This is a genomic window from Bacillus sp. FSL K6-3459 (assembly GCF_038003305.1).
Taxonomy (GTDB): Bacteria; Bacillota; Bacilli; order Bacillales; family Bacillaceae; genus Bacillus; species Bacillus pumilus_O.
In genome coordinates this window covers 3,009,928-3,028,033 of record NZ_JBBOOW010000001.1, presented here as the reverse complement: position 1 = coordinate 3,028,033, position 18,106 = coordinate 3,009,928, and the positions used below count along the sequence as shown (strand labels likewise).

Here is an 18,106-nt window from a genome sequence, read left to right as displayed (position 1 = left end):
AGAAATAACGATGCCATACATTGTTGACGTATATGCACGCGAAGTATTAGACTCTCGCGGTAACCCAACAGTTGAAGTAGAAGTTTACACAGAATCTGGCGGCTTTGGCCGTGCACTAGTACCAAGTGGTGCTTCTACAGGTGAATATGAAGCAGTAGAACTACGTGACGGAGACAAAGACCGTTACCTTGGAAAAGGTGTTCTGACAGCTGTAAACAACGTAAACGAAATCATTGCACCAGAGCTTTTAGGCTTTGATGTTACTGAACAAGTAGCAATTGACAAAATGTTAATTGAACTTGATGGAACAGAAAACAAAGGGAAATTAGGTGCAAACGCAATCCTTGGCGTATCTATCGCTGTAGCACGTGCAGCTGCTGATTTCTTACAAATTCCACTTTATCAATACCTTGGTGGATTCAACTCCAAAACGCTTCCAGTACCAATGATGAACATCGTCAACGGCGGAGAGCATGCGGATAACAACGTAGACATTCAAGAATTCATGATTATGCCTGTAGGTGCACCGAACTTCCGTGAAGCACTTCGCATGGGCGCACAAATCTTCCATAGCCTAAAATCTGTATTAAGTGCAAAAGGCTTAAACACAGCTGTAGGTGACGAAGGTGGATTCGCTCCAAACCTTGGTTCTAACGAAGAAGCACTTCAAACAATCGTTGAAGCGATTGAAAAAGCTGGTTTCAAACCAGGTGAAGAAGTGAAACTTGCAATGGATGCTGCATCTTCTGAGTTCTACAACAAAGAAGACGGTAAATATCATTTATCAGGCGAAGGTGTTGTGAAAACATCTGCTGAAATGGTTGACTGGTATGAAGATATGGTATCGAAATACCCAATCATCTCAATCGAAGACGGCCTTGATGAAAACGACTGGGAAGGTCACAAGCTATTAACTGAGCGCCTTGGCAGCAAGGTTCAGTTAGTAGGAGATGACTTGTTCGTTACAAATACGAAGAAGCTTTCTGAAGGAATCAAAAACGGCGTTGGTAACTCAATCCTAATCAAAGTAAACCAAATCGGTACATTAACTGAAACATTTGATGCAATCGAAATGGCAAAACGTGCAGGATACACAGCTGTTATCTCTCACCGCTCTGGTGAAACAGAAGATAGCACAATTGCAGACATCGCTGTTGCAACAAACGCTGGACAAATCAAAACAGGTGCTCCGTCTCGTACGGACCGTGTGGCGAAATACAACCAATTACTTCGCATCGAAGATCAATTGGCTGAAACAGCTCAATACCACGGCATTGAAACATTCTATAACTTGAATAAATAATGCCAGCAACGCGCTGCGTTCCGCTCTTATATCAGAGTGGGCGCAGCGTTTTTTTGTGTTGAGAGAGATTCCGCAGCTGTTTCAATAGTCACATCCTATTTTTGTAAAAAGTCGTCCTTCAGTCAGAGGGAAAGCACGCAGCTTTACCATTTATAAGCAATAGATCATGAAAAATCGACTAAAAATATGATCTGAAATGAACTTATGTTTTCTGTATGCAGGATGGTATCATTTTACATATATTAGGGGGTGATGAGATGCTGAATCCTTTTAGCCTTCGTTTTCCAGTAGGTGTGTATATGTATGTCCTTCACCTATTGGCGGCTTATGATGAAAGGAAGCAACGAATTCTAACTTCTAAGAACGTACAGAAAAATGCATTTTGGATTTATGTCCTTGCCGCTATTTTAGGTATTGTGACAGTCGCAGCATTGATTTGGGCATGCAAGACCTTTGGAAAAGGCTCTAAATTTTTAGGCGAATTCAAGTTCTTAGGCATGTACGTGAAAATCAAATGCGGTTTCTAACACGGATGAGAACAGATGCAAGGTCATCTGTTCCATCTGAAACAAACGGAGGAATATGATGCTGACATTACAATTACAAGAAAAAACGTATAGCCGCACCTTCTCTCTTCGTCATATACAACTGAACGTGGAGAAAGGCCAGACGATGCTTCTTTTAGGACACAATGGGGCAGGAAAGACAACCATGATCCAAGCTATGTTTGGACTCACGCCATTTAATGGCTGCGTTTCCTTACATGGTGAACAGCTGAACCTTCAATCCTCAGCACATATTTCCCTTTTGAAAAAACACGTTTCCTATATTCCTGACGATCATGCGTTGTTCGATTATTTAACACCAAGGGAATACTTTCAATTACTTCAGCTACCACATGAGCAAGATGTTACACGTGAAGAGACATTTACCAATTTGTTTGAGCTGAGTCCGTATATGGATCAACCAATCGCTCAGTTGTCCCATGGCAATCAAAAGAAAACACAGATCATTTCGCAGCTCCTCAGACCGTGTGACTATTATGTGTTCGACGAGCCAACGAACGGACTTGATCCAGATATGATGATCATCTTAAAAAAGGTGCTCATGAAGCTGAGAGATCAAGGCGCTGGCATCCTGATATCAACTCATCATTTGAGCTTTGGTGATACATTATATGATCATCTCATGATCTTAAGAAATGGTGATGTCAAGCTGAATATGTCCCGCCAAGAAACGAAAGAGACATATCCTCATCAGGCACTTGAAGAGATTTATAAAGAAGTAAATCGAGATTACTATATGCAGGTGGAGAGGTTACTCAATGATTTGGACACGACACGTTCTTCATAAAATAGAATGGGGCATGCTGACAACGAAAGGAAAGCAGCTTGGAAAAAAGTATCCTTTGCAGCTTCTCGCAGCCGCCGTTTTTCTCTTGCTCATCTATGCGATATACGTTGTCATCAGCTTGCGCTTTTATATGCAGGTAGGTGAAAGGGAGCCGGCTGCGCTATACAGTCAATTTGTCAAAATGTCGCTCTTACTATTAGGAGCTGGGATTGTGTTATCCCGAAATAAACTGAAGCGTCAAGAATATCAATTCTACTTTTTAAACAGTGCGATACAAAGTGTACCATTTGTCCTTTGTGCCTATTTCTTTCCAGTGCTTTTTTGTTTTCTCATGGCTGGACTGCTTTTTTTACCGCTTGTATTAGGTCTTTTGATTACAGGTGTCACCCCAACTCTGTATTGGATCATCGTTGTCTGCATCACATGCGGCATTATGGTACTTTATACGCTCTCTTCATGGATGCTGATGCGGATCGGTGTAAGCCGTTTCGTATCAAAAACAAAGGAACATTTACTGCTACAAACGATCGGCTTTGCGGGATTTCAAGTATTTATATTTCTTCTTTTTCAAAAAGCGATAGAGATGATCGATGTATGGCCGGCTGTCTATCTGACGTTGCTGGTGATCCTTCTAAGCGCTGGATGGCTATGGGTGAAGGGCTTAGCAGCTTGCTATGTTCATCAAATGTTTATGCAGCTGAAAACAGAGATAAAGTCATTTTCTTATCAGAAAATCAGGACGACCTCTTCCTTTTTGACGCATTTGCGACAAGAAATGGTCTATTTCATCCGATCAGCTGTTTTTAAAGAACAAGGCATTTTGTTCCTTTTTCTCGTTTGTTTGACGGTTGGGCTGCCATTTGTTTTTACACCTGAAGAAACTGGCTGGCTATATGCCTTTATTGTGCAGTTTGCGTTAAAGGAAATATTGATCATGCTTCCGCTGATGATTGGCAGAGAATATCATCTCAATCTACGGGCTATCTTTATGTTAAATACATCAAAGGGCACGTATATATTGTCGAGAATTTTATTTTATTACACAATCAATTTATTCATTTATTTTATGTATATTGGCCTTGTTTATTTGGTGATCGGTATTGAAAGTGAAGGTCATGGCTTGGCGAGTTTGTCCATTTTATTCATGACCGTCATGGCAGCCTGTACGGGGTTTGTCGTGAAAATCAGTGATTTTAATAAACTGTTTGTCATCGTGATGATGATTGCTGTATTCAGCTTCATCGATATGCTTTTATTAGAATGGCTGTCAGCTAATATGTTTCTTCTTGCCACCGCTTATCTATTTGGTTCACTTGCCTTTTTCAGTTGTATATATGCTGTGATGGTAAAAAGGCCGATATTGCGATGATCGGGCTGATCCTCAGTTTACTAGCTGTTGTGCTCATTCATGAACTCGGTCATATGCTGATGATCATGGTGTGTAACAAACTCGAAAAAAGGCCGCTCTTTGATTTTGTGGTAACGATTGATTGGAAGCATGTGGCGATCGTCCATGAGACATTTGCCAGACCGAGCTTTAATCTGATGGTGGCGCTTGCGGGTCCGTTGTTTCCTGTACTCTGCTCGATTGTACTTTTTGTGATGTGGAAGGATCCGATGAGTCATCAGCTGCTATTTTTTTCTTTACTGAACACTGTGATGCTGCATCCAGCTTGCCCAGATGGGAAAAATATCACAACCAGCTTAAAAGAGATGAAGGAGAGAAAGAGATGATTAAAGTATTTCATTCGTTTTCTAGCGGCTTAACATTTGCGATGCTGTATCTATTTGCTGTGTTTATGACCCCTGTCTTTTTACTACTGCTAGAGGTCAATCAAATCGAATCAAGTCCAACGCTGTTTGGCATGCCATTTTATATCATGAAAATTGAAGAGTATCAATTCAGCTCTGAGGCGACGCTTTTTGGATGCGTTGTCTGCTTTTTAGCTGGCGCTGTGCTTTATTTTTTCATTCAATATGTGATTCATGCTATGAAGAAAAGAAGAGCATAAAAAAAGCAGGCTGAAAAAAATCAGTCTGCTTGAAATGTGAGAGACAGCCGTACCATATCCATACACTGAATCCCATTTTCATAAATTGGTTCATCATAGTGCTTCAGAAAGAAATCGTGATCGATCGATGCTATACGAAAACCACATTTTTGATAAAGTGCGAGCTGCTGAATACTGGAGTTGCCAGTGCCAATTTCAATCGATTGAAATCCAGCGACTTTCGCTTCAGCGATCGCATGGTGGATTAGCTGCTTCCCAATTCCCCTTCCTTGCCATGACTCCTTTACCGCAACATTCATGATCTCCATTGTATGCCGAGAGAGCGGTGTCAATACATAGACACCAATCACAGCCTCTTCATGAAAGGCGGCATAACAAGAACCAGATTGTACATAAGCAAGAACCTTTTCCTTTGAAGGATCAGCTAATAGTAAAAGTTCCATTGGGAGAGATTCATCATGAGATAATCGCCGAATCTGTATCACATTTTTTCATCCTTTCTATTCTTTAATATACCCTTGTTTCACGCCCCAATCGTATTGGTCCTGTACCCACTGTGAGGGAGGATGATGAGTGACATTCGGGTCTTTTTTGACAGTTGGTTTCCTTGTAGACTGAGTGGTCTGCTGATTTGCTTGAGCAGTAGCTTTTGCTGCTGCCAGCTCTTTTTGAAGCTGGTCGATTTTTACCTCAAGCGCTTTACGCTGTTTGACCTCTTTTTCATAGGCTTTCTTTTCTTTTTTGAGCTTTTTTGTGACGTTGGCTATTCGCTTTTTTTGTTCATCGTTTTTATGCTTCATATCTGTTTGATCTGATGTTAACTGCTTGAGCTTCAGATCGCTCGTTTTGCTTTCTTGCTGATGAGTTTTCTCTGCCTTTTCGATGGTTTGCTGTTGCCAAACAATCCAGCCACCTAAGGCAATAACTGCTACAGAAAGAAGAATGATCGTCATTGTTTTCTTCATGTGTGAACCCCTTTCTTTAAACCTCTATTATCATCGGTTAAAGATATACAGGTTTTAACATCACAAGGGAATATTCACATCAGAATGGCAGACACTATGAAAAAAGGAGGGTGTCTGTTGATTTCCTTTATGATTCATGTTGTCGTCTCATTATTTGCTGTATCAAATCCCATTGGAAACGTACCGCTTTTCATTACCTTAACAGAGGGCTATACAGAGAAAGAGCGCTCCCAGACAGCCAAAAAAGCCACCGTGGTCTCTTTTATTATTTTGATTGCCTTTTTATTGGCAGGCAGGCTCATTTTCAAATTGTTTGGGATCGATATTCATGCACTTCGTATCGCTGGCGGTATTTTTATTTTTGGCATCGCTTACAATTTGCTGAATGCAAAAGAATCACACGTCCAAAATCCTCATTCAGAGGAGAAGGCAGAAAGCAAAGAGAAGGCAGATATCTCCGTTACGCCGCTCGCCATTCCGATCATCGCTGGTCCTGGTACAATTGCGACAGTCATGAGTTTAACCCCCGGAAGTCAAGGGATGCTCCACATGTTTTCGATTCTAATTGGCATTGTCATTGTTCTTGCCATGACGTATTATGCCTTTCATTATTCAAGTTTTATTATGCGAAAAATGGGGAAAACAGAGATGAATGTCGTGACGCGTTTGATGGGATTAATTCTGGCTGTAGTGGCAGTTGAAATGATCGGCGCAGGCTTAAAAGGGATGTTTCCGATGTTTATGTCATAAGTGTATATAAAAAAGCTGTTTTTATCTACAATGATGTAAAATAAAACAGCTTTTTTTAAGGTTTCGGCACATGCTTAAACACTTCTTCACTTTCAAAGAACTCAATTAAGCGGCTAATCCAATCATAGTAATCAAGACTTTCCTTGATTTCTGACAGAAGCAGATTGATTTTATCCTCTGTTTCTTCTGGTAAATCTTCCTGTTCAAGCAACTCTTGCAATTCCTTGCACGTTTTCTTATGTGCTTTACGGTTTTTACTGACAACACGTGTCCAATTGGCTGCAAACAATGAAATAAACGTTTGGTATTGATCTTGCTCAACGTCATAAAGATCTTTACGTATTCCTTTTTCATAAACCTTTTCCGCAATATTTAAATCGAGCATTTCTCGAACGACTTGACTCATCCTCGTTTTGCTCATGCCGGTCGCCTCTGATAGCTCTTCCAGCGTCATTGGTTTACGGTTCATGTGAATGATACCAAGCACTCTACCCACTGTAGAAGAAAGACCAAAGGCATTCATGTTCTCTGCAGCTTTTTCAATATAATGATCCTGTGCTTTTTGAATGGCGCCTAGCGCTTGCTTGTCCACTCCCCGCTTCATCCCTTCACGACTGACAATTTGTAACACAATATATCATATACCTGTTTGTTGATGAAAACAATAAATATTGAGTAATTGCTAGTAATTTGGAGGAAAAAGGAGAGATCTCTAGATATGACGGCGTTAACTGAAAATTTTATATAAATGTTATGCAATACAAACACATCATAAACTTTTTATTTTATAAAGTTTGCACTATAATTAATAAGGTGGAAATTTTCTGAATATATAGATCCAACTAATTGGAGGTGTCTCATTTGCTGAAACTAGAGAATGTATCTAAGACGTATAAAGGTGGAAAAAAAGCTGTCAAAAACATTGATTTAGACATAGCAAAAGGAGAATTTATTTGTTTTATTGGACCGAGTGGCTGTGGTAAGACCACAACCATGAAGATGATCAACCGACTCATCGAACCTTCCTCAGGAAACATTTTCATCGAGGGAGAAAATATTATGAAAAAAGACCCAGTTCAATTAAGAAGAGAAATCGGTTATGTGATTCAGCAAATTGGACTGTTCCCCCATATGACCATTGCGCAAAATATCTCACTTGTGCCGAAGCTCTTAAAATGGCCGGAAGAAAAACGGAACGAACGAGCACGCGAACTGCTGAAGCTCGTCGACATGGGCCCAGAATTTTTAGAGCGCTATCCTCATGAACTGAGTGGAGGACAGCAGCAGCGCATCGGAGTTCTTCGCGCACTGGCAGCAGAACCCCCTCTGATCCTCATGGACGAACCATTTGGTGCACTTGATCCAATTACACGAGATACATTGCAGGAAGAATTTAAAAAACTGCAAAAAACATTAAATAAAACCATCGTCTTCGTCACACATGACATGGATGAAGCGATTAAACTAGCTGACCGAATTGTGATTTTAAAAGATGGAGAGATTGTCCAAGTAGGCACACCTGAAGATATTTTACGTAACCCAGCCAACGAGTTCGTAGAAGAATTCATTGGAAAAGAACGCCTGCTTCAATCAAATCCGAATATGGAACGTGTAGAACAAATGATGAACACGTCACCAGTCACCATTACTGTCGAACAAACATTGACTGATGCCATCTACATCATGAGAGAAAAGCGAGTCGATTCCTTGCTTGTAGTAGACGAACATGGTGTGTTAAAAGGCTATATCGATATTGAAACAATTGATGCGAACCGCAGAAAAGCGGCTTTCGTTGGTGAGATCCTAAATACAGAGTTCTATACTGTACAAGAAGGCGCACTTCTCAGAGACACCGTTCGGAAAATCTTAATACGCGGTATTAAATATGTACCGGTTGTCGATGCCAAAGGGCATTTAAAAGGCATTGTGACACGGGCAAGTCTTGTAGATGTTGTGTACGACTCCATTTGGGGAGACGATACGCCAGCGTCTGCCATTGAAATGAACTAAGGGAGGTGGACACATGGATCAAATCATCGATTTTCTAGAGAAAAATGGTGGGGAACTCCTCACAAAAATGTGGGAGCATTTATATATTTCTTTAATTGCTGTCGTGCTAGGAATTATCGTTGCCGTTCCTTTAGGCGTCGTTCTCACGCGAATGAAACGAGGCGCAGGTTTTGTCATCGGTGTCGTGAATATCTTTCAAACACTCCCTAGTTTAGCGATTCTTGCATTTTTTATTCCTATTTTGGGAGTTGGGAAAATACCTGCAATCGTTGCTCTCTTTTTCTATTCGGTTTTGCCTATTTTGAGAAATACGTATGCCGGCGTGCAAGGGGTGAACAAAAATCTCCTTGAATCTGGTAAAGGGATCGGCATGACGACTTGGGAGCAAATTCGTCTTGTGGAACTTCCGCTTGCTGTACCGATCATTATGGCAGGTGTCCGAACGTCAACGATTTATTTAATTGGCTGGACAACACTTGCTGCTTTTATCGGTGGAGGTGGTCTTGGTGACTACATTCTCATTGGACTTCAGCTATATCAGCCGGAATACATTATTGCAGGTGCCATCCCAGTCACTATTTTAGCGGTCATCATCGACTTTACTTTGATGAAGCTGGAGAAAAAAGTAACACCAGAAGGCTTAAAAGGATTGAAGGAAGTTTCATAAGGAGTTGGCATATGTGAAGAATCGAAAAATAAATTGGATCAGTGCACTGCTTGCCGGTTGCTTGCTATTGATAAGCGGCTGTTCACTTCCTGGACTAGCCGGCTCCTCAGGCAATACGCTGCGAGTGGGAGCACAAAACTTTACCGAATCAGAAATCATGGCCTATATGGTGAGCGATATCATCGAACATTACACAGATAAAAAGACAACCATTGTGAAGAACTTAGGCTCTAATACCGTACAGCAGAAAGCAATGGAAAATGGAGATATCGATATTTCTGCGACAAGATATACAGGGACAGATTTGACGAGTACGCTTGGAATGGATGCGGAAAAAGATCCGGAGCGTGCAATGGAAATCGTTCAAAAAGAATTTAAGAAACGCTATGATTACAAATGGTTTGATTCCTATGGCTTTGATAATACGTATGCCTTTGCCGTGACGCAAAAGATGGCGAAGGAAAACAAGCTAGAAACGGTCTCTGATTTGAAAAAGAATGCGAAGAATTATCGGTTCGGTGTCGATAATATTTGGCTCAAAAAGAAAGGCGACGGTTATGAAGGGTTCGTAAAAACATACGGAATTGAATTTGGAAGCACGTATCCAATGCAGATTGGTTTAGTCTACGATGCTCTAAAAAATGAAAAAATGGATATTGTGCTTGCCTATTCAACAGATGGACGAATCAAAGCCTATGACCTCAAAATTTTAAAAGATGATAAGCGATTTTTCCCGCCATATGATGCATCGCCAGTTGTCCCGGAAAAGGTGTTAAAAGAGAACCCAGGGCTTGATAAGGTGATCAACAGACTGATCGGAAAAATCGATACAGAACAAATGCAAGAGCTGAACTATCAAGTCGACGGAGAGCTTCAAGAACCAGCCACCGTTGCGAAGAATTTCCTGAAAAAGCACAATTACTTTGAGTAAGATGGGGAGGTGTCACGGCTGATGGACACACTGCAGCAATTATGGACGTATTATCAGCAGAACGGTTCATATGTGTTAGAAGAATTTTATCGGCATTTTCTCATGTCAGCGTATGGGGTGCTGTTTGCGGCAATAGTCGGTATTCCAGTAGGCATCTTTGTGGCGCATTACCGTAAGCTAAGCAATTGGATCTTTGCCATTACCAATGTCATTCAAACCATACCGGCGTTAGCGATGCTTTCCGTGTTAATGCTTGTATTAGGACTTGGCGCAAATACAGTCATCTTATCACTCTTTCTGTATTCGCTTCTGCCGATTATCCGCAACACATATACAGGGATTGTCAGCATTGAACATGCGTATTTAGAATCGGGTAAAGCGATGGGCATGACGAAATGGCAAGTGCTGAGAATGGTTGAATTACCGCTTGCTTTATCGGTCATAATGGCTGGTTTAAGAACGGCACTGGTCATCGCCATCGGCATTACAGCGATTGGGACATTTGTTGGTGCAGGAGGTCTAGGGGATATCATCATCAGAGGATCAAACGCCACAAACGGAACAGCCATCATTTTAGCAGGTGCGATTCCAACTGCACTCATGGCCATTATTGCTGACCTAGTCATGGGCTGGCTCGAACGCTATTTAAGCCCAACGAACAAGAAAAAAGAAAGAAAAGCATTAGCTGAAAAAAACATGACATCTGCTTAAGCGGTTGAAAAGATAAAACCTCCCTTACAATCTGTAAGGGAGGTTGTTTTATGATGATCAGGCAGTTCACATGCAGTTATTTTATGATTCAAGCGTGATCCATTCCGTAGACCACTTTGCAATTTCCTCAAAAACGGGTGCAAGGGAACGCCCCATATCAGTTAAAGAATATTCAATACGCACGGGTGTTTCAGCAAAAACTTCCCGTTTTAGAATGCCTGCTGCTTCCAGTTCTTTTAATCTCTCAGATAATACTCTTCCGCTTAAATTTGTCAGAGCGGCCTCAATTTCACTAAAGCGCTGCGAACCTGAGAGAAGCTGAAAAACAATCAGTGCAACCCAGCGTTTACTTAATAACTCAACTGCTTTTTCAAACCGCGGGCACATGTCAGATTGATTCATCTTTCTTCACTCCAATCTGATCCCATTATACCGTAAATTTGTCATAAATCAGCTTAAAAAGCTTGTCAATGATCAAAACATTCTATGACGAACGGCTGTTGATTATAAATAACAGATAGCGATTGAGATCTTCTATTTCTTTTTTCGAAAGAGTTGACCAAATGTCTCCATCAAATAGTTCGAGATCGCCGAGTTCATATTGCGCTGCGGCTTCCTTTATTTTAGATAGTGTCATTGCCTCTTCCTTCAGCTGATTGATTGAAGAGACTTCTTCAATATAGCCCGCAGCCTGCATCATTTCCTCATAAGGAACCTTTAATGCACCGGCTAGTTTTTTGATCGTAGGAGGCTTCGGAATGCCGCGTTTCCCATTCTCAATACGAGAAATACCAGCAGCACTGACCTCTGAATACATGGCTAATTGGTTCACTGACAGCTTCTTTTCCTCACGTAATGCTCTTAAATATGCACCAAAGTTCATCAAGGCAAAACCTCACATGGTTATAGATTAGATATGTCTATTTTACTTGATTTATTGACTATTGGCAACAAGTATACCATGAAAATATTGACATTAGTTAATAGTGAATGTATCTTAGGGTTATGCCCCGCTATTTGTTCGTCTTTTTTTGGTTAATGAGCGTAAGAAAGTATTCATTCAGCTGGCTGATGTCTTGTGCGGATAGCCTTTCCCATAGGTCTCCGTCAAACATGGGAAGATGTTCTACATCCTTTTGAAGCGCCGTTTGATAGATTTTCAACACGGATTCATATTTTGGTTTCATTTCATGAACTTGTTCCTGTTCAATATGACCGGCAAGCAGCATTAAATCCTCATAAGGCACCTTCAAGGCGTGTGCTAATTTTTTTATGGTTAAAGGCTTCGGCACACCACGCTTTCCATTTTCAATACGAGAAATACCAGCAGCGCTTACACCTGAATACATGGCGAGTTGATTGACAGACATTTTTCTATTTTCTCTTAAAATGCGTAATTGTTCACCAAAGTGATTCATGACATCGAACCTCACATTTCAGTATATGACTTATTTTAGTATGATCATTGACCAAAGGAAATAGCAGAAGGGTAAAAGTGTTGACTTAAGTAAATGGAACTGATTTATGTGAGCACCTACACGTTGTACATATTGATTCCATAGGAGGTTGTAATGATGGTCGAAAAGATTCAGATCAGGCGGGCTTTTGTCATGCAGTATATGATTGAAAACGATATGTCTTTAAATCAGCTCGCTGATGAAATTGGCATCTCTCCTGCCACACTTAGCAGGGTATTAAATGGTCATCGGAAACCAGGCCAACTTGTCATTGGCAAAATGATTCATTACTTTGATAAAAAATTTGAAGATCTATTTTACTATGAAAATATTGACAAAAGTCAATGAATGGAATGATCAAGGAGGCAATGTCGTTGAAAAGGACTGGGATGGTCAGACATATTGATTCACTAGGCAGAATTGTTCTGCCTTCAGAAATGCGCAAGGTACTCAATATTAAAGAAGAACAGCTGTTAGCAATTTTCATTGAAGATCAAACCATTATGCTGAAAAAATATGATGCAGATAAGAGCTGCCTGTTAACTGGACAAGTGACGAAGTACAACAAAAGCTATGGAAATGGGCAAGTGATGCTGAGTCCAGAAGGAGCTGAACGTTTGTTAGTAGAATTAAAACAGCTATTGAAAGAAGAAGCAACCCGTTAAAACGTGTTTTTAATCGAAAATTGCATATAAAAAATGCTGCATACTACTCTTTGGAATGAAATTGAATCAAAATAACGAATAAAGTCGACAATATAGAGGGAATCTTTATTTTGATGTTTCGTGACATGTACCTTGTTTTCATGTAAAATAAAGTTATGTGTACCAGTTTGTCTGGAGGTGTTTTTATGCACGCATTTGTTATCACATTACTCGTAATTGTCAGTATCGCACTTATCATCGTTGTATTGTTACAATCTAGTAAAAGTGCTGGACTGTCAGGCGCTATTTCAGGTGGAGCCGAGCAGCTTTTCGGTAAGCAAAAAGCGAGAGGTCTTGACTTGATACTTCACCGTTTAACGGTTATTTTGTCAGTGCTTTTCTTCATCTTGACACTTGCATTGGCATATTTAGGCGTGTAAAGCGCGAGTAACAGAAGGTCTGATCTTTTTTCAGACCTTTTTTTATTATCAGCACTCTTTTGTGTTTGTTTCATACATACAAGTGGAAAATATAAACCATATCAGAAGGAAAGGAAGTCACATCATGAAAGTTGTTACACCAAAACCATTTACGTTTAAAGGTGGAGAAAAGGCGGTGCTCCTTCTTCACGGTTTTACTGGGAATACAGCCGATGTTCGAATGCTTGGCCGTTATTTGAACGAAAGAGGGTATACGTGTCATGCACCACAATATAAAGGACACGGTGTGCCGCCAGAAGAGCTTGTCCATTTTGGACCGGATGACTGGTGGAAGGACGTGCAAGAAGCCTATCAATTCTTAAAAGATGAAGGCTATGAGGAAATTGCGGTTTGCGGCCTATCCCTCGGAGGAGTTTTTTCATTGAAATTAGGTTACACTGTACCTGTAAAGGGAATTGTACCTATGTGTGCACCTATGTACATAAAAAGTGAAGAGGTCATGTACCAGGGTGTACTAGAATATGCCCGTAACTATAAGAAATTCGAGGGTAAGTCAGAGGACCAAATTGAACAGGAAATGGAAGAGTTCAAGAAAACGCCAATGGGTACACTGAGGAGCCTGCAAGAACTCATTGCTGATGTCAGAAACAATGTTGACATGATTTATTCACCTACTTTTGTTGTTCAGGCACGTCACGATCATATGATTAATACAGACAGTGCGAATATCATTTACAACGAAGTAGAGACAGATCAAAAGCATTTGACATGGTATGAAGAATCAGGCCATGCGATCACGCTTGATAAAGAGCGTGAGAAAGTTCATCAGGATGTATATGCATTCTTAGAATCACTTGATTGGTCAGTTTAAATATATAGGGGGTTAGAGTGTGCAAAAAGAAGAATTTATGAATGAATTACTCGCTTTTATGAAAGATGAAGCGTATAAACCGTTAACCGTTCAAGAGCTGGAAGTGATGATGGAGATTACTAATCCTGACGATTATAAAGAGCTCGTCAAAGCACTTGTAATGCTGGAAGATCAAGGACTCATCGTTCGCACGCGTAGCGACCGCTACGGTGTACCAGAAAAAATGAACTTGGTAAAAGGAAAGCTGTCTGCTCATGCAAAAGGCTTTGCATTTGTGACACCAGAAGAGTTTGGACAGGATGATATTTTCATTCCGCCTAATGAGCTAGGCACAGCGATGAATGGTGATACGGTCATGGTTCGTGTCAGCCACAAATCAAACGGTACAAAAAAAGAAGGAACGGTCATCCGAATTCTGGAGCGTAATACTCAGACGGTTGTCGGTACCTACACAGAAACAAAAAGCTTTGGCTTTGTCATTCCTGATGATAAAAAAATCACAACCGATATCTTCATCCCGAAATCCGCTAAAAATGGAGCAGTAGAGGGGCATAAAGTGGTCGTGACGCTGACTAGCTACCCAGAAGGAAGAATGAGTGCAGAGGGCGAAGTGACTGAAATCCTCGGTCATAAAAATGACCCTGGCATTGATATCCTATCAATTATTCATAAACATGGCTTGCCAGGGGAGTTCCCAGAAGAAGCGCTCCAGCAGGCAGTAGACACACCTGAAACGATTGATGAAAAGGACCTCGAAGGCAGACGTGATCTGCGCAACGAAACGATTGTCACCATTGACGGAGCAGATGCGAAGGACTTAGATGATGCCGTTACGGTGCAAAAGCTGGATGATGGCAAATATAAGCTAGGCGTGCATATTGCAGATGTCTCTCATTATGTCACAGAGAACTCTCCGATTGATCAGGAAGCTTATGAGCGTGGAACGAGTGTATATCTCGTAGACCGCGTCATTCCGATGATCCCGCATCGCCTATCAAACGGTATTTGTTCATTGAATCCGAAGGTCGATCGTCTCACACTATCTTGTGAAATGGTCATTGATCGAAATGGAAAGGTCGTCAAACACGAGATTTTCCAAAGTGTGATCAAAACGACGGAAAGAATGACTTATTCTGATGTGAATAAGATTCTAGTCGATCAAGACGAAGAGCTTTTAGACAAATACGAGCCGCTTGTGCCAATGTTCCAAGAGATGGAGAAGCTTGCAGAGATTCTTCGCGAGAAACGAATGGAGCGCGGAGCTGTAGACTTTGACTTCAAAGAAGCAAAAGTGCTTGTAGATGAAGAAGGAGCAGCGAAAGACGTTGTCGTTCGTGAACGTTCTGTCGCCGAGAAATTAATTGAAGAATTCATGCTTGTAGCAAACGAAACGGTTGCAGAGCATTTCCACTGGATGAATGTACCTTTTATCTATCGAATTCACGAAGAACCAAATCCTGAGAAGCTTCAGCGCTTTTTAGAGTTCGTGACAACGTTTGGTTACATTGTGAAAGGAACGTCAACAAACATCCATCCGCGGGCACTTCAAAGTGTACTTGATGCTGTGAGGGATCAACCAGAAGAAGTTGTGATTCAAACTGTCATGCTTCGTTCGATGAAACAGGCGAAGTATGATCCAGAAAGCATCGGCCATTTTGGTTTATCAACGGAATTCTATACACATTTCACATCGCCGATCCGCCGTTATCCGGACTTAATCGTGCATAGACTGATTAGAACCTATTTGATTCAGAAAAAGACAGACGAAGCAACCCTAGAAAAGTGGGGCCAGTTGCTTCCTGAAATTGCAGATCATGCGTCTACCATGGAACGCCGCTCAGTCGATGCAGAGCGTGAAACAGATGATCTCAAGAAGGCAGAATTTATGCTTGATAAAATCGGTGAAGAGTTTGATGGCATGATCAGTTCCGTGACGAACTTCGGGCTATTTGTTGAACTGCCGAATACAATTGAAGGTCTTGTCCATGTCAGCTACATGACCGACGACTACTATCGCTTTGATGAGCAGCACTTTGCCATGATCGGTGAACGCACAGGAAATGTCTACCGTATCGGTGATGAAATCACAGTCAAAGTGGTGAATGTCAATAAAGATGAGCACTCGATTGATTTTGAAATAGTCGGTATGAAAGGCACCCGCCGTAAATCGCCAAAAGATTTTAAGTTTAAAAAACGGACAGATTCACCAGCGAAAAAAACGCGCGGAGGTCAAAATGCTTCTGGTGATAAAGCCAAAGAGGATAAAGGCGGAAGTGACTGGTTCACAGGCCGTAAAAAGAAGAAAAAGAAAAAACGCGTATTTGATAACGCGCCAAAACAAAAGCGTAAAAAGAAAAAGTAACGTGACAAAAAGCAAATAGGGCATCACGCTCTATTTGCTTTTTGACCACATAGCGTCATCATTGTCGAAAGCTGGATTGTTTGATAAAATAATCCGTACGATTTGGACCGTGTTTGTGTCAAAAGGAGGGTGTACGCCAATGCCAAAGGGAGAGGGAAAGGTTGTTTCCCAAAACAAAAAAGCAAATCATGACTATTTTATAGAAGAAACATATGAAGCCGGCCTTGTGTTACAAGGAACTGAAATCAAATCGATTCGTGCAGGAAAAGTGAATTTAAAAGATTCCTTTGCCAAAATCGAGCGAGGAGAAGTGTTTCTTCACAACATGCACGTGAGCCCATACGAGCAGGGGAATCGTTATAACCATGATCCGCTGAGAACGAGAAAGCTGCTGCTTCATCGTAAGCAAATCAGCAAGTTGATTGGTGCGACAAAGGAAGAAGGCTACTCACTCGTACCTCTGAAACTCTATTTGAAAAATGGGTTTGCCAAAGTGTTGATCGGAATTGGTAAAGGGAAAAAGAAATACGATAAACGTGAAGATCTGAAGAAAAAAGATGCAAAACGTGAAATCGAGCGTGCCTTCCGTGATCGTCAAAAGCAATTCTAGCCCTGATGCAGATGGCTTGCTGAGAGCGGAAGCATTATGCTACAATATGTTATGCAGTAAACAATCATCGCTGTTTTTACAGAAACCACCAGTTGTTTCAAGTGATGAGATTGTTATAATAATTATATACGGAAGCAGTGAAGCTGAACTTCCATCCCGTATATCCCTTTTACAAGGGGACGTTACGGATTCGACAGGGATGGTTCGAGCTTAGGCTGCGAGCCGAGAGGCGATCTCGTTAACACGCACCTAAATGTAACTGGCAAAACTAAAAGTTTTAACCAAAACTTAGCACTAGCTGCCTAATAAGCGCAGCGAGCTCTTCCTGACATCGCCTATGTGTCTGTGAGGAGCCCAATGAAGTAGGCTACGCTTACGTTTTCGTCTGAGGACGTAAGAAGAGATCCATCAGACTAGCTCTCCAAGCGCCCGTCAGCAGGCATGCGGATGAGTGAACACCAAATATGTTGACTACGCTCGTAGACGCTTAAGTAATCGATGTCTCTGGACGTGGGTTCGACTCCCACCGTCTCCATCTATTTTTTTGAAATGCAGTCGTATCAAGGGTTTGAAAGCCCTTGGTCCGGGATTGGCAACATTTTGGTAACATGTTTTTCTAAATGATTGGTTAGCATAAAAGAATGTTATTAAAAACTTTAATAAAAAAGGCGCTATTTTTAGCGTCTTTTTTTTATTGGGAGCTAAAAAATTAGCGGTTTCTATTGGTGTTGCTGTCGCAATTGCACTAAATTATTTGGATATTGGAACCCAAATTGCTAAACAATTGGATAAAAGGGATAAACGCCCTAATAATGGTTGGGTGGATATTTATTAGGAGGAATTTTGTGAAAAGTATAATAAAGTATGCTGTTATGATTCTCTTTATCAGTGTATTTTTCTATTATTACAATATGTTTGTACCAAAAAACTTTTTGTACATTATCATTGCACTTCCTATTTGTCTTATTGCTATTAACATTATTGATAAGTTATTTACTAATAAGTGATTATGAAAAATAA

The 18,106-nt window shown here is 40.9% G+C and carries 23 protein-coding genes and 1 other RNA gene; 18 read left to right on the top strand and 6 right to left on the bottom strand.

What is annotated here, in order from left to right; translation table 11 throughout:
- Window positions 1-10 precede the first annotated feature (10 nt).
- From eno to MHI35_RS15500, 6 genes are all read left to right on the top strand, one after another.
- A complete protein-coding gene (eno, locus tag MHI35_RS15525; RefSeq protein WP_012011300.1) occupies window positions 11-1,303 on the top strand; it encodes a phosphopyruvate hydratase in 1,293 nt (430 codons plus the stop codon).
- 257 nt (window positions 1,304-1,560) lie between these two features.
- Complete coding sequence (locus MHI35_RS15520; RefSeq protein WP_012011299.1) at window positions 1,561-1,830, top strand: hypothetical protein; 270 nt, start codon at window positions 1,561-1,563, stop codon at window positions 1,828-1,830.
- A 58-nt stretch (window positions 1,831-1,888) separates the two neighbouring features.
- Complete coding sequence (locus MHI35_RS15515) at window positions 1,889-2,656, top strand: ATP-binding cassette domain-containing protein (protein WP_144521902.1); 768 nt, start codon at window positions 1,889-1,891, stop codon at window positions 2,654-2,656.
- Entirely contained in the window at window positions 2,628-4,025 is a 1,398-nt protein-coding gene (locus tag MHI35_RS15510) for a hypothetical protein (RefSeq protein ID WP_335349293.1), read from the top strand. The genes MHI35_RS15515 and MHI35_RS15510 overlap by 29 nt, the downstream gene beginning before the upstream one ends.
- The gene (locus MHI35_RS15505; protein ID WP_211063574.1) at window positions 4,022-4,390 is read left to right on the top strand and encodes a hypothetical protein; all 369 of its coding nucleotides are present in this window, start codon (window positions 4,022-4,024) and stop codon (window positions 4,388-4,390) included. The genes MHI35_RS15510 and MHI35_RS15505 overlap by 4 nt, the downstream gene beginning before the upstream one ends.
- Entirely contained in the window at window positions 4,387-4,668 is a 282-nt protein-coding gene (locus tag MHI35_RS15500) for a hypothetical protein (RefSeq protein ID WP_144457067.1), read from the top strand. Before MHI35_RS15505 ends, MHI35_RS15500 begins: the two co-directional genes overlap by 4 nt.
- Before the next feature lie 20 nt (window positions 4,669-4,688).
- Here MHI35_RS15500 and MHI35_RS15495 read toward each other — a convergent pair whose 3' ends face one another.
- Both MHI35_RS15495 and MHI35_RS15490 read right to left on the bottom strand, forming a co-directional pair.
- Window positions 4,689-5,153 (bottom strand): GNAT family N-acetyltransferase, encoded by a 465-nt coding sequence (locus MHI35_RS15495; RefSeq protein WP_335349294.1) that lies wholly within the window; start codon window positions 5,151-5,153, stop codon window positions 4,689-4,691.
- A 15-nt stretch (window positions 5,154-5,168) separates the two neighbouring features.
- The gene (locus MHI35_RS15490; protein WP_335349295.1) at window positions 5,169-5,633 is read right to left on the bottom strand and encodes a hypothetical protein; all 465 of its coding nucleotides are present in this window, start codon (window positions 5,631-5,633) and stop codon (window positions 5,169-5,171) included.
- Window positions 5,634-5,750: 117 nt separating this feature from the next.
- On the opposite strand from MHI35_RS15490, the gene MHI35_RS15485 reads away from it, so the two are divergent.
- Window positions 5,751-6,383 (top strand): MarC family protein, encoded by a 633-nt coding sequence (locus MHI35_RS15485; protein ID WP_335349296.1) that lies wholly within the window; start codon window positions 5,751-5,753, stop codon window positions 6,381-6,383.
- A gap of 55 nt (window positions 6,384-6,438) precedes the next feature.
- Here the strand turns inward: MHI35_RS15485 and MHI35_RS15480 are convergent, their stop codons facing one another.
- Window positions 6,439-6,975, bottom strand: coding sequence for a GbsR/MarR family transcriptional regulator (locus tag MHI35_RS15480; protein WP_012011291.1), 537 nt, complete (start codon window positions 6,973-6,975; stop codon window positions 6,439-6,441).
- A gap of 269 nt (window positions 6,976-7,244) precedes the next feature.
- Here MHI35_RS15480 and MHI35_RS15475 point away from each other — a divergent pair, with 269 nt between their 5' ends.
- From MHI35_RS15475 to MHI35_RS15460, 4 genes are read left to right on the top strand one after another with little or no spacing between them, the layout of a single operon-like run.
- Complete coding sequence (locus MHI35_RS15475) at window positions 7,245-8,393, top strand: betaine/proline/choline family ABC transporter ATP-binding protein (RefSeq protein WP_211063571.1); 1,149 nt, start codon at window positions 7,245-7,247, stop codon at window positions 8,391-8,393.
- Between the two features lie 13 nt (window positions 8,394-8,406).
- Window positions 8,407-9,060 carry an ABC transporter permease gene (locus MHI35_RS15470; protein WP_003213477.1) on the top strand — a complete coding sequence of 218 codons (654 nt, stop codon included), beginning with the start codon at window positions 8,407-8,409 and terminating at the stop codon, window positions 9,058-9,060.
- 13 nt (window positions 9,061-9,073) lie between these two features.
- Window positions 9,074-9,991, top strand: coding sequence for an osmoprotectant ABC transporter substrate-binding protein (locus MHI35_RS15465; protein ID WP_144521920.1), 918 nt, complete (start codon window positions 9,074-9,076; stop codon window positions 9,989-9,991).
- Window positions 9,992-10,012: 21 nt separating this feature from the next.
- Window positions 10,013-10,702: an ABC transporter permease gene (locus tag MHI35_RS15460; protein WP_044138966.1), complete on the top strand. Its 690-nt coding sequence runs from the start codon at window positions 10,013-10,015 to the stop codon at window positions 10,700-10,702.
- An 81-nt stretch (window positions 10,703-10,783) separates the two neighbouring features.
- Here the strand turns inward: MHI35_RS15460 and MHI35_RS15455 are convergent, their stop codons facing one another.
- The 3 genes from MHI35_RS15455 to MHI35_RS15445 all read right to left on the bottom strand — a co-directional run bounded on the left by MHI35_RS15455 (window position 10,784) and on the right by MHI35_RS15445 (window position 12,120).
- Window positions 10,784-11,104 carry a winged helix-turn-helix transcriptional regulator gene (locus tag MHI35_RS15455; protein ID WP_211063570.1) on the bottom strand — a complete coding sequence of 107 codons (321 nt, stop codon included), beginning with the start codon at window positions 11,102-11,104 and terminating at the stop codon, window positions 10,784-10,786.
- 82 nt (window positions 11,105-11,186) lie between these two features.
- Entirely contained in the window at window positions 11,187-11,585 is a 399-nt protein-coding gene (locus tag MHI35_RS15450; protein ID WP_144522024.1) for a helix-turn-helix domain-containing protein, read from the bottom strand.
- A gap of 130 nt (window positions 11,586-11,715) precedes the next feature.
- Entirely contained in the window at window positions 11,716-12,120 is a 405-nt protein-coding gene (locus tag MHI35_RS15445) for a helix-turn-helix domain-containing protein (protein ID WP_012011285.1), read from the bottom strand.
- 153 nt (window positions 12,121-12,273) lie between these two features.
- Between MHI35_RS15445 and MHI35_RS15440 the strand changes: the two genes are divergently transcribed.
- The 7 genes from MHI35_RS15440 (at window position 12,274) to ssrA (ending at window position 17,624) form a co-directional block, all read left to right on the top strand.
- Window positions 12,274-12,507: a helix-turn-helix domain-containing protein gene (locus MHI35_RS15440; protein ID WP_111291378.1), complete on the top strand. Its 234-nt coding sequence runs from the start codon at window positions 12,274-12,276 to the stop codon at window positions 12,505-12,507.
- 26 nt (window positions 12,508-12,533) lie between these two features.
- Window positions 12,534-12,824, top strand: coding sequence for an AbrB/MazE/SpoVT family DNA-binding domain-containing protein (locus MHI35_RS15435; RefSeq protein WP_335349297.1), 291 nt, complete (start codon window positions 12,534-12,536; stop codon window positions 12,822-12,824).
- Window positions 12,825-13,009: 185 nt separating this feature from the next.
- Window positions 13,010-13,243 (top strand): preprotein translocase subunit SecG, encoded by a 234-nt coding sequence (gene secG, locus MHI35_RS15430; RefSeq protein WP_003212746.1) that lies wholly within the window; start codon window positions 13,010-13,012, stop codon window positions 13,241-13,243.
- Between the two features lie 124 nt (window positions 13,244-13,367).
- Window positions 13,368-14,114 (top strand): alpha/beta hydrolase, encoded by a 747-nt coding sequence (locus MHI35_RS15425; protein WP_144521926.1) that lies wholly within the window; start codon window positions 13,368-13,370, stop codon window positions 14,112-14,114.
- Window positions 14,115-14,133: 19 nt separating this feature from the next.
- Window positions 14,134-16,476: a ribonuclease R gene (gene rnr / locus MHI35_RS15420; RefSeq protein ID WP_335349298.1), complete on the top strand. Its 2,343-nt coding sequence runs from the start codon at window positions 14,134-14,136 to the stop codon at window positions 16,474-16,476.
- Window positions 16,477-16,615: 139 nt separating this feature from the next.
- Window positions 16,616-17,086 carry an SsrA-binding protein SmpB gene (gene smpB / locus MHI35_RS15415; RefSeq protein WP_012011279.1) on the top strand — a complete coding sequence of 157 codons (471 nt, stop codon included), beginning with the start codon at window positions 16,616-16,618 and terminating at the stop codon, window positions 17,084-17,086.
- 175 nt (window positions 17,087-17,261) lie between these two features.
- Window positions 17,262-17,624, top strand: a transfer-messenger RNA (tmRNA) gene (ssrA, locus tag MHI35_RS15410).
- Window positions 17,625-18,106 lie beyond the last annotated feature (482 nt).

Bases quoted from the DNA above. Each gene is read 5' to 3' on its own strand.
- eno (WP_012011300.1), top strand. From the start codon at position 11: ATGCCATACATTGTTGACGTATATGCACGCGAAGTATTAGACTCTCGC.
- MHI35_RS15520 (WP_012011299.1), top strand. From the start codon at position 1,561: ATGCTGAATCCTTTTAGCCTTCGTTTTCCAGTAGGTGTGTATATGTAT.
- MHI35_RS15515 (WP_144521902.1), top strand. From the start codon at position 1,889: ATGCTGACATTACAATTACAAGAAAAAACGTATAGCCGCACCTTCTCT.
- MHI35_RS15510 (WP_335349293.1), top strand. From the start codon at position 2,628: ATGATTTGGACACGACACGTTCTTCATAAAATAGAATGGGGCATGCTG.
- MHI35_RS15505 (WP_211063574.1), top strand. From the start codon at position 4,022: ATGATCGGGCTGATCCTCAGTTTACTAGCTGTTGTGCTCATTCATGAA.
- MHI35_RS15500 (WP_144457067.1), top strand. From the start codon at position 4,387: ATGATTAAAGTATTTCATTCGTTTTCTAGCGGCTTAACATTTGCGATG.
- MHI35_RS15490 (WP_335349295.1), bottom strand. From the start codon at position 5,633: ATGAAGAAAACAATGACGATCATTCTTCTTTCTGTAGCAGTTATTGCC.
- MHI35_RS15470 (WP_003213477.1), top strand. From the start codon at position 8,407: ATGGATCAAATCATCGATTTTCTAGAGAAAAATGGTGGGGAACTCCTC.
- MHI35_RS15460 (WP_044138966.1), top strand. From the start codon at position 10,013: ATGGACACACTGCAGCAATTATGGACGTATTATCAGCAGAACGGTTCA.
- MHI35_RS15455 (WP_211063570.1), bottom strand. From the start codon at position 11,104: ATGAATCAATCTGACATGTGCCCGCGGTTTGAAAAAGCAGTTGAGTTA.
- MHI35_RS15450 (WP_144522024.1), bottom strand. From the start codon at position 11,585: ATGAACTTTGGTGCATATTTAAGAGCATTACGTGAGGAAAAGAAGCTG.
- MHI35_RS15445 (WP_012011285.1), bottom strand. From the start codon at position 12,120: ATGAATCACTTTGGTGAACAATTACGCATTTTAAGAGAAAATAGAAAA.
- MHI35_RS15440 (WP_111291378.1), top strand. From the start codon at position 12,274: ATGATGGTCGAAAAGATTCAGATCAGGCGGGCTTTTGTCATGCAGTAT.
- secG (WP_003212746.1), top strand. From the start codon at position 13,010: ATGCACGCATTTGTTATCACATTACTCGTAATTGTCAGTATCGCACTT.
- MHI35_RS15425 (WP_144521926.1), top strand. From the start codon at position 13,368: ATGAAAGTTGTTACACCAAAACCATTTACGTTTAAAGGTGGAGAAAAG.
- smpB (WP_012011279.1), top strand. From the start codon at position 16,616: ATGCCAAAGGGAGAGGGAAAGGTTGTTTCCCAAAACAAAAAAGCAAAT.